The following is a 9,637-nucleotide window of genomic DNA, read 5'->3' as shown; positions in this document are numbered from 1 at the left end:
CTGTTCCCTGTTCCCTGTTCCCTGTTCCCTGTTCCCTGTTCCCTGTTCACTGTTCCCCGTTCCCTGTTCACTGTTTTAACCGCCACTTAACAATCCCTGTAGCATTACAAGCAGTGATCCAAGTAGTCTAATGAACATTACGGTAAATGCGACTAATGCAATAGCAACTATGAATAATACAATAAAAACCCCAAATACAAACCACTTGTCTGCACTCTTCCTGTGGCTAGGAGACCTCAGATGATCTTCGAGTAGCTTAACATTACGCTCGTTCGCTTTCCAGGCGAAATCAAACAGGTCTCCTGCTATGGGTATTGCACCTACTAAGCCATCAAGAATGATATTGATCATCATTCTACTTAAAGTAGCGCCAGGTGCTCCTAGTCGTGCAGCTTCAAGGACAATGTACGCTGAAAGCATGACTCCTAAAAAATCACCACCAACAGGTATTAATCCTATGATTGGATCTAGACCAACACGAACTTGCGTTCCTGGAACGGTAATAGCTCTATCGAGTAAATGACTTAACTGACGCAGCCTTCTTAAAGTCGGTACTCTGACATCAGGTTCAATTATGGGGTAGGAAGGGGGAATTTCAGACATTACGGCGTTTACATTTGAGTTTTCAAACCGTTAAATATTTTAACTCTCTAACTGGGTATGGTTATACTTGATCCTTAATTTTGTAAAACTTCGTTAAAGTAGTACAGTACTTTTGTAACAAAAAATACCATTGAAAACAGTAAAAAACAAAAGCATTTATGACAGAAGAATTAACCTCACAGTGGTTGGCAGAAATTAAAGCCCTCAAACAGCAGATTGTGGAAATTCAAGCCGAACAGGACGCGGGGTGGCAAAGTGGCGAAAAATGGCGCAAACTTTACAACATCGAAGCGGAACAACGCCGTACAGATGCTCAAATGGCGCAACAGACAATTGCCTCTTTAAAAGCAGAAATACAGCAAATTAAAGGTATTGAGGACGCACGACTTGATGATCCCACTGCTGCAACAGTCATTGAACAACAAGTCGAACAACTAAAATCTGTGGAGGAATTGCAAGCAAAATTGATTTTGGTTACCAAAGAACGCGATCGCCTGCTACAAGCTTTGAAAACAGAACAAGACAACCACACCCAAACGCGCAAAAGTTTAACCACAGCTCTTGCTGATGCTATAAATGGTTTGACAAACCAGAAGCAGGGGAGATAGGGGAGCGCTTGGGTGTAGGGGAGATAGAAAGTTATTGTTATTTATTCCCCTTGTCCTTTACTGTTCTAAAATCCCATTGCCTCTGCGACTGCCAACAGTTCTGGCTCAATGCCTTGTTTAAATTGGCTCTGGCTGTGTTTGATTGCTGTATCTGGATCTTTGAGACCATTTCCGGTGAGGACGCAAACGACTGTCGCACCTGTGGGAACTTGGTCTTTCACCTGTAACAAACCGGCGACGGAAGCGGCGCTAGCAGGTTCGCAGAAAATCCCTTCTTCGCATGCCAAAAGGCGATAAGCTTCAATAATTTCCGCATCGGTGACGGCGTGGAAATTGCCCGTGCTTGCTTGTTGGGCTGCAACTGCTTTTTCCCAGCTAGCGGGGTTGCCAATACGAATTGCTGTAGCTATGGTTTCTGGATGTGCGACTGGCTGTCCTGTCACGAGGGGAGCTGCACCTGCTGCTTGGAATCCCATCATCTTAGGTAGGCGATCGCACTTTTGGATTTGATGATATTGACAAAATCCCATCCAATATGCTGTGATATTTCCCGCATTCCCCACTGGGATGCATAGCCAGTCTGGAGCATTACCCAAAACATCAACAACTTCAAACGCCCCTGTTTTTTGACCTTCTAAGCGGTAAGGATTGACAGAGTTTACCAAAGTGACTGGATAAGTTTCGGCCATTTCGCGCACAATTTCTAGCGCTTGGTCAAAATTACCTTTGATTGCCAGGACTTCTGCCCCATACAGCAACGCCTGTGCCAACTTGCCCAGCGCCACGTAACCATCAGGAATTAGGACAAAGGCACGCATTCCTCCACGGCGAGCATAAGCTGCTGCGGCTGCTGAGGTATTACCCGTGCTGGCACAGATAACAGCTTTTGCTCCAGCTTCTTTTGCCTTAGAAATTGCCAATGTCATCCCTCGGTCTTTAAAGCTACCAGTGGGGTTAAGACCATCGTATTTGACGAAGACACGCACTTGTCTACCAACAAGTTGTGCAATTGAGGGAACAGGTATTAAGGGTGTATTGCCCTCCTGTAGAGTGATAACTGGTGTTTTTTCGTTGACAGGCAAGTACTCGCGATATTGTTCTATAAGTCCAAGCCAGGGTTGGCGATGAGATTTAGCAGCAGACAGGCTCAAAGTCACGGTATTTAAAAGCTCTTAGCTCCAATTGAGAACACTATGTAGTATTTATTTTGCACCTTAGATGCTATGCAAGCGCAAGGGGTATCTAGCATCTATCGATTAAACCTCTCCAAAAATCGATTTTTAGTGCAAGCGCCGTAAAGGTTTCATAGCCATTTTTGGAGAGGTCTATTGGTGAAATTGTTTTTTGGAACAAAACTGTCCCATGTCCAGTCTCCTAAAATACAATTCTAAAGGATGTTTGTGAAAGTCAAAATTGTCATATTGAAGTGCGGTGCAGTGGAAGATAACTCCTAAAAAAGGAGTTGCTGATCTTGCGTAACACGCTTGTACACCTTACCGCTACGGAAACAGTACGATAAATGAACACTTTTCAAACATCCTGTCAGAGGTGTTAAATTTGTGCGAGAAAAATATACAATTATTTAATGATTATTAAAACTCGCCTATTATAATATCTCTAATGGTGTGAGTTGATTTATGGATAGATACGTCAATGTCTACATCTAGTGTGTCAGAAAAAGAAACCCAAAGTATCTTGGCAAGCAAACTAAACAAGTGTTATTACCAAGATGAGCAGTTAACAAAATTTATGCATTTGCAGGCAGAAGTCGATTGCTTGCTAGAGCAGTTGCAAAGTATGAAGACGGAAAAATCAATCACGAACAAGGAGGAGTAGGTCAGTATCCAGTAACGGTGCTAGCCGCATATAGTCACAATATCATGACGAGCACGCAATTGAAAGCGGTGTTTGTTGTGTCAGCAGATTTTTAGACCAGAACTGTGGGCAGTTTTTACGACCGAAGTCAGGAAATGCCCTAGTACGAGTCTAACTAGACACATTTTTGTGTTTGTTACTCTGTTGCGATCTGCCGTTCGCGTAGCGTGCGCTTTGCGCTTAGGCAGCAGCGAAGCTATCGCCCAAAGGGCAGACGCCAAAGGCGTATCTCAGCTAATACTTCCTCTAAATCACTTTTAAAACCAGTATAAATCAGTTGACATTATTACACAACAAAAGCGTCGGAAGACTGATCAGCATAACATAGTGCTTCTGGTTTGAAGCAAATATACCAATCCGATTTTATTTGTGTAGGTGTAGCCTGCGCAAAGCGCATAAATCACGCATACTCAGATTCCCGACTTCTTTAAAAGAAGTCGGGAATTTTGTTGTTAGGGTAAGTCCAAAGTGCATGAATGGGGCGTTGCAAGAGGGTTATATAGCGGTTCCATTTGAATCACATACACTACCACGACTAAGTGAAAATATGCAAGTTCAGTATATTTACGTATTGTGTATCACAAAAATATCGAATATAAATGTTGTTATGGAAGTTGCATTTTATACAAATTAATTTTACAGCCATTTTTATGTAAATAGACCACAGTCGTAGGGGCACAAAACATTGCGCCCTTACAAAAGGTGCGGTTCATTTATGTGAAAACTGCTGTAATAAACAGCATTTAGAAGTAGGGGGAGATGAAGCGCCCACCTACTATCTTTGAATGCAACGCGCTTATCAGTATTACTTGTCCAATTGAAAACAAGGGATTTGGCGATCAAGAGCGATCGCCCAGTTTTTTTGAGCTTTTCCACTACGGAAAAAGTAGATATGTTTGTTTTCTCTGTGAGTGATATTTTACCAAATGAATAATCATCTGGTCAACCGCTTCATTTTTCGTAAACAAAACGGAATAACCTTTCCAGTTTTGCGGATTTTTGGATCTTGTTTGTTGATATTATTCTCAATAGGTAGCCAAACAAAGCCAGGATTGGCTAGTCTTACGGATAAGTTATCTACAAAGTTGTCGAGTTCTGCGATCGTTTCCCCCAACTCAAAGCAGAACAAGTCTGCAACACAGGGAAAAACGCTATATGTCGGCCTTAACGGCAAGGGGAATGCCTGTACAACAATAGCACCCTGCTCCCTGACAAGCGTGCAGCAGTATCTGCGTTCCATCAATACCTCGATGAAAACCGATATAACCGTCATTCTGAAAAATGGCACATATTACCTGCCGGATACTTTTACCCTTAATGCACAAGACAGTGGTTTCAATGGGTATTCGATCATTTTTCGAGCTGAAACACCCGGAAGAGTTCAACTTTCAGGCGGTAAGGTAATTACAGGATGGCGAACTCAGGACGGAAAGATTTTTCAGACTGCGGTGGATAACCAAGATTTCCGTCGGCTTTTCGTCAATGGCGTTCCAGCTATCCGCGCCCGACAACCAAATGCTGGCACTTATTTTCGTGTTGTGAATTGGGATATAGCCAATAAAAGGGTGGAAATAAAGCCAAACGAGATCAATCGATGGAACAAACTCAGCGAAGCAGAAATGATAGTTTTCAGACACTGGACTATCAACAGATTTAAAATTGAAGATTTTTTTATAAACGGCAACGTTGCTTCTGTCACGCTGCAGAATCCAGGCAGAGATCTGGCTTTTATGGTGAATACCCAATTCTTAGAGCCACAACTCTCGTATTATTTTGAGAATGCTTATGAATTTCTTGACAATAAGGGAGAATTTTATCTCGATAAGGAAGCACACATTTTATTTTACATACCCCGCCCAGGCGAAGATATGTCTCGAACAACTGTTATCGCCCCGCGTCTTGATCAGATTGTAAAAATTGCCGGAACTGCTGAAAAACCAGTACAGAATATTGTTTTTCAGGGTATCATTTTTCAGGATGCCAACTGGACAGGACCTTCGCAAAAAGGATTTATCGGCGGGCAGGCTGGCACGGAAATTAGCACAACCCACGTATGGGGTGATACGACGATGATCGCAGGGGTAGAACTGTCTTACGCGGGAAACGTCAGCTTTGAAAAATGCACCTTCCGTAATATGAGCGCCTCAGGCGTCAATGCTTCTAGCGATGTTGAAAATCTCTCCATTACGAACAGCCATTTCGAGAACCTGGGGGGACAAGGCATCGTCATGGATACCCTCTTAAAGGCGGAACCTGCAACAGCGACGATCCGTAATGTTAGCATCAATAACAATACCCTTACCGCCCTTGGTCAGGACTATCAAGGTTCGGTAGGAATTTTCGCTGGTTTTGTCGAAAACATGACCGTTGAAAACAACAAACTGTGGAATCTTCCTTACACGGGCATCAGCATCGGCTGGGGATGGACGAGGGATATCAACAAGCTAAAAAGCAACACTATCAGGAACAACGAAATTTCCAACGTCATGAACACTCTTGATGACGGTGCGGGTATTTATACTTTGTCTAATCAAGATAATACCTTGATTTCAGATAATAATATTCACGATCTTGTTCGTTCTCCGTGGGCTGCAGGCTATCCGATCACCGGTATTTATCTGGATCAGGCAAGTGGAGGGATTACAGTCATAAGAAACAAAATCGATAATGTTGTTATGCCAATCTACACACACAGCACTCAAAATAATAACGTTATCCAGGGTAATTCGCCTAACACCGTGACTAATAACGAGTCGTCATAAACCGTGTGATCTCAACACCCAGTACTTGTCAGGACTTCTTCATAGCGTTTACCTGCGCTTTCCCAAGTAAATTCCGTTTCTACTAATTGTCTGGCGTTACGAGATAACTTTGTTCGCAATTGCGAATTTTCAAATAATTGACTGATAAGAGTAACGTATTCTGTAGGCTGATTTGCTCGTAATGCTCTGGGTGGTATATTTGAACCATCTACACTTAGTCCTTCTAAACCACGCTCACTTGCTACTACTGGCACACCTGCAGCCATCGCCTCTAAAGTTTTATTTTTAATACCAAATCCCGTTCGCATTGGCACAACGCAGACTGTTGCTTTGTGCAAATATTCTACCATTGAAGGAACACGCCCGGTAACTGTAATACCGGGTTTTTCTTTGAGTGCTAAAACTTCTGGTGCAGGACGAGAACCAACAATATCAAAAGTGGTATCTGGGTAAAGCTTTTGAATTTCGCTTAAGACTTCGTTACTAAAAAAGCAAACAGCATCAATGTTTGCTAAATTATCCATTGCACCAATGAAAATGATGCGATGTCCGTTTGGATCATGAGTACGGTAGGGAAAAGAAACTAAATCTACCCCATTGGGAATAACTTGAATTTCGGTCTTGGGGTTAAATTCTTGCATCTGAATTCTATCTTCTTCTGTTGTCACCACAATTGCTGAGAATTTAGAGCAATAGCGTTGTTCATAACGACGCAAAAGTGGTAAGTAGAGTCTATCTCGAAATCTATTTTCAGAAATGCCCGTTTTTAGCTGGTTGCGACAAGTACCGTAGACTGAACTATGAACATTCACTATAGTTCTAAGATTTTTTTGAAAGTGTGAGCGCACATAAATTTCATTAACGCTATGTTCACAGGTAATAACATCGCATTTTCCCGCCTCCACAAAGTTATCAATCCAAGTCTGCATTTCGCTTGAGTAGCGGTTTAACACACTTGGCGGGGTTCCTGTTTGTATAAAATAATAAAACCGCTGGATTTTTTCTAGTAATGTTCCTGATTCACTCGTGTCTTTACGGCGATTAAAAACAATTAAGTTATCAACATAATTCCGTAATTCTAGTACTTCTGTATCTGTCACATCAGGCTCTCGTTGAGTCACCAGCGTAATAGCATGATGTTGACTGAGATACTTGAGTAAATGAAATGTCCTTACCTGGGTTCCGCCTCGTGTAGGAGGATAAGGGAAGGTGGAAGATAGCATTAAGATGTTCATAAACCTAATTATTTGGAATAATACTAATTAGAGCGGTGATATAGCAGTCCTAAATCATTTGTAAGAAACAAGATACCCGACTTCTGGTGATAAGTCGGGTTTATTAGTTTTTGAATTTTCACAACTCATTTCGGATTACTATACATATAGGATGGCTTGTCATCACATTTTATATCATCATTTTCCGACTTATAAATTTAAATTTTTGATAAACCACGTGAATAAACAAAGGATATTTAGCGATGGAAGATTTTGGTATTTACACACTAGCTAATGATATTGTTTATAATCAGTTAGTGGCATTACTAAACAGCATTGAAGTGAATGTTAGCCCAAATCTTCCGATTTGTATTATTCCTTATGATCAGAAACTAGACCGAGTGAAGCTAGAAGTAAGTTCTCGATCGAATGTCACCTTATTTGAGAACAAAAGCTCAATGCAACGCTGGCAAGATTTTTATAATCAAGCTTGGAATGCCCATGCCCAAGCTAGCCAGCTAAAGCAAGGTCATTCTAGAAAATGGTACAAACAAAGTAATTTATTCAGGAAAATGTGTGCCTTTGATGGCAACTTTAAACGATTTGTGTTTTATGATGCTGATAGTTTGGCAATGAGTTCGCTGGATAGGGTTTTAGAAAAGTTAGACCACTACGACTTTGTGTTTGATGATTGGGAACATGGCAAGTCAACTCCTGTTGCAGCACTCAACTTTGCTCGGATTGAAAAGGCAATATGCTTGCCAGAATCCCAGGTAAGACCACTATTACATTGCTCTAGTTTCTTCGGTTCCAAACAGGGAATTTTTAACCAAGATGAATTAGAGATGCTAAGAAAATGTTTAGTTAAAAACCAGGAGTTTACCTGGATTAATGAACGCTCTTGGTGGTGTGATGCAGACTTATTTAGTTACATGACATTGCGATGCAAGCGCCCACTCTTTAACTTTACCCTCAGCCCCAATGGTCGAGACATAACTGGCAATTGTGCAGATGCCGATCCATTTGTAAATATCAATAATGTCCTCTACAACCAAGATGGATTAAAACCAATTCATCGTCTACATTATATGAATTATCCTGCCATTAATTTTACTCGGTTGTGTCAAGGCGAAGATGTTGATATTCGTTACAGAGATGAATTGTTGTACTATCGATTTTTAAAAGAACCAGAAAAACGACCTCAGCAACTCAAGCCGCCGAGTATTGTGGCTAAAACCAATCGATTCATCCAAAAGGTTAAGAGTAGAATTGAAAGAATGATTTCTTAAGTTTAGTTTTTGTCAACCCTAGAATTACACAAATGCCTAAAGTCAGTGTTTGTATTCCGACTTTTAATCGTATTAATTTGCTGCCTTTCGCAATTGAAAGTGTACTCCAGCAGACTTATCAAGACTTTGAGTTAATTGTTTGCGATGACGGTTCTGCGGATACTACTCCTAAACTTATGTCGCAGTACACAGATAGCCGCATCAAATATATCCGTCATCAGCAAAATATTGGTAAAAGCAATAATATGCGCTCTGGCTTTGATGCTGCAACAGGGAAATATTTTATCAAATTTGATGATGATGATAGGTTAACTTCAGATTTTCTATCACGTACCACAGCAATTCTGGATAAAAACCCCAATATTGATTTTGTTGGAAGTGACCATTGGGTGATTGATATTAACAATATCCGAGATGAGACAAAAACACAAGAAAATTCTCGGCGCTGGGGTAGATCGAATTTGCCAGAAGGTGTTGTTGATAATTTACAGGAAGTTGTCTTTGTTAATCAAAGCTTTCAAATTGGTGCAACCTTATTTCGCCGTTCAGCCTTACAAGAATTAGGATTTATGCAGCCTAATTGGCAAAATTGTGAAGATAATGATTTATTTGTGCGGCTGGCTTTGGCAGGAAAAAAAGGGTATTATCTCCCAGAATTCTTGATGGAATATCGCTTCCACGCACAACAGCAAGGGATTGACAGGGCAATTCCTTATTTCACAGATAAGTTACGGTATTTAGAAAGTTATCAATTTGAATCCCAAAAGCTAGAGAAAATTAGGCAAGAACGTCTCGCGGAGACACAGTTATTGTTAGGTTTACGGTTGATTGAAAAGGGTGAAACGCAAAAAGGAAGAGAGTTAGTTTTAGCAGGGAAGTCTTTTTCTCCTGCTAAGGCGTGGACTGGGTTGGGGTTGTCGCTGTTACCTGTGGGATTGCGTTCTTTGATGTTTGATTTGGTGAGAAGGGTGAAGGGGTAGCTGAGATCTTGCACCATTCTCAACAAAACCCAAAAAACCGGGTTTCTGAACCAGAAATTAAGGTTTCTACGAGCAGGCATTCTCAAGAAACCCGGTTTTTAACTCAGGTGCAAGATCTGAGGTAGCTTACATCTTGCACCTGATCAATAAAATATAAAAATAATTACATTTTATTTCACTCCGTTCTCGTCCGCCTAGGACTGTAAGTCCCAGGCTAATAGGGGAAGTCCATTAAAATGGACTAAAACTGGAACGGAATTTTTAGTATATTTCAAAACATTTATCAACCCAGAGTGGTTTACTTGT

At 41.1% G+C, this 9,637-nt stretch carries 8 protein-coding genes; 5 read left to right on the top strand and 3 right to left on the bottom strand.

Features of this window, described 5'->3' with window-relative positions; translation table 11 throughout:
* Positions 1 to 75: 75 nt before the first annotated feature.
* Positions 76 to 603, bottom strand: coding sequence for a DUF4112 domain-containing protein (locus AC5590_RS19725; protein WP_169265174.1), 528 nt, complete (start codon positions 601 to 603; stop codon positions 76 to 78).
* 158 nt (positions 604 to 761) lie between these two features.
* On the opposite strand from AC5590_RS19725, the gene AC5590_RS19720 reads away from it, so the two are divergent.
* Positions 762 to 1,211 (top strand): hypothetical protein, encoded by a 450-nt coding sequence (locus AC5590_RS19720; protein WP_169265173.1) that lies wholly within the window; start codon positions 762 to 764, stop codon positions 1,209 to 1,211.
* Between the two features lie 65 nt (positions 1,212 to 1,276).
* On the opposite strand, the gene thrC is transcribed toward AC5590_RS19720, so the two are convergent.
* The gene (gene thrC, locus AC5590_RS19715) at positions 1,277 to 2,368 is read right to left on the bottom strand and encodes a threonine synthase (RefSeq protein ID WP_169265172.1); all 1,092 of its coding nucleotides are present in this window, start codon (positions 2,366 to 2,368) and stop codon (positions 1,277 to 1,279) included.
* Positions 2,369 to 2,864: 496 nt separating this feature from the next.
* Between thrC and AC5590_RS19710 the strand changes: the two genes are divergently transcribed.
* Both AC5590_RS19710 and AC5590_RS19705 read left to right on the top strand, forming a co-directional pair.
* The gene (locus AC5590_RS19710; protein ID WP_169265171.1) at positions 2,865 to 3,047 is read left to right on the top strand and encodes a hypothetical protein; all 183 of its coding nucleotides are present in this window, start codon (positions 2,865 to 2,867) and stop codon (positions 3,045 to 3,047) included.
* Between the two features lie 965 nt (positions 3,048 to 4,012).
* Complete coding sequence (locus tag AC5590_RS19705; RefSeq protein ID WP_169265170.1) at positions 4,013 to 5,848, top strand: right-handed parallel beta-helix repeat-containing protein; 1,836 nt, start codon at positions 4,013 to 4,015, stop codon at positions 5,846 to 5,848.
* Between the two features lie 11 nt (positions 5,849 to 5,859).
* Here the strand turns inward: AC5590_RS19705 and AC5590_RS19700 are convergent, their stop codons facing one another.
* Complete coding sequence (locus tag AC5590_RS19700; protein ID WP_169265169.1) at positions 5,860 to 7,083, bottom strand: glycosyltransferase family 4 protein; 1,224 nt, start codon at positions 7,081 to 7,083, stop codon at positions 5,860 to 5,862.
* 242 nt (positions 7,084 to 7,325) lie between these two features.
* Here AC5590_RS19700 and AC5590_RS19695 point away from each other — a divergent pair, with 242 nt between their 5' ends.
* Both AC5590_RS19695 and AC5590_RS19690 read left to right on the top strand, forming a co-directional pair.
* Positions 7,326 to 8,351: an Npun_R2821/Npun_R2822 family protein gene (locus tag AC5590_RS19695; RefSeq protein WP_169265168.1), complete on the top strand. Its 1,026-nt coding sequence runs from the start codon at positions 7,326 to 7,328 to the stop codon at positions 8,349 to 8,351.
* A 32-nt stretch (positions 8,352 to 8,383) separates the two neighbouring features.
* Positions 8,384 to 9,331, top strand: a complete 948-nt coding sequence (locus tag AC5590_RS19690) for a glycosyltransferase family 2 protein (RefSeq protein ID WP_169265167.1) — start codon at positions 8,384 to 8,386, stop codon at positions 9,329 to 9,331.
* Positions 9,332 to 9,637 lie beyond the last annotated feature (306 nt).

Origin of the sequence: Brasilonema octagenarum UFV-OR1 (assembly GCF_963888615.1) — a bacterium.
GTDB lineage: Bacteria > Cyanobacteriota > Cyanobacteriia > Cyanobacteriales > Nostocaceae > Brasilonema > Brasilonema sennae.
This window is presented reverse-complemented; position numbering and strand designations above follow the sequence as displayed.

Bases quoted from the DNA above. Each gene is read 5' to 3' on its own strand.
- AC5590_RS19705 (WP_169265170.1), top strand. From the start codon at position 4,013: ATGAATAATCATCTGGTCAACCGCTTCATTTTTCGTAAACAAAACGGA.
- AC5590_RS19695 (WP_169265168.1), top strand. From the start codon at position 7,326: ATGGAAGATTTTGGTATTTACACACTAGCTAATGATATTGTTTATAAT.
- AC5590_RS19700 (WP_169265169.1), bottom strand. From the start codon at position 7,083: ATGAACATCTTAATGCTATCTTCCACCTTCCCTTATCCTCCTACACGA.
- AC5590_RS19720 (WP_169265173.1), top strand. From the start codon at position 762: ATGACAGAAGAATTAACCTCACAGTGGTTGGCAGAAATTAAAGCCCTC.
- AC5590_RS19690 (WP_169265167.1), top strand. From the start codon at position 8,384: ATGCCTAAAGTCAGTGTTTGTATTCCGACTTTTAATCGTATTAATTTG.
- AC5590_RS19710 (WP_169265171.1), top strand. From the start codon at position 2,865: ATGTCTACATCTAGTGTGTCAGAAAAAGAAACCCAAAGTATCTTGGCA.
- AC5590_RS19725 (WP_169265174.1), bottom strand. From the start codon at position 603: ATGTCTGAAATTCCCCCTTCCTACCCCATAATTGAACCTGATGTCAGA.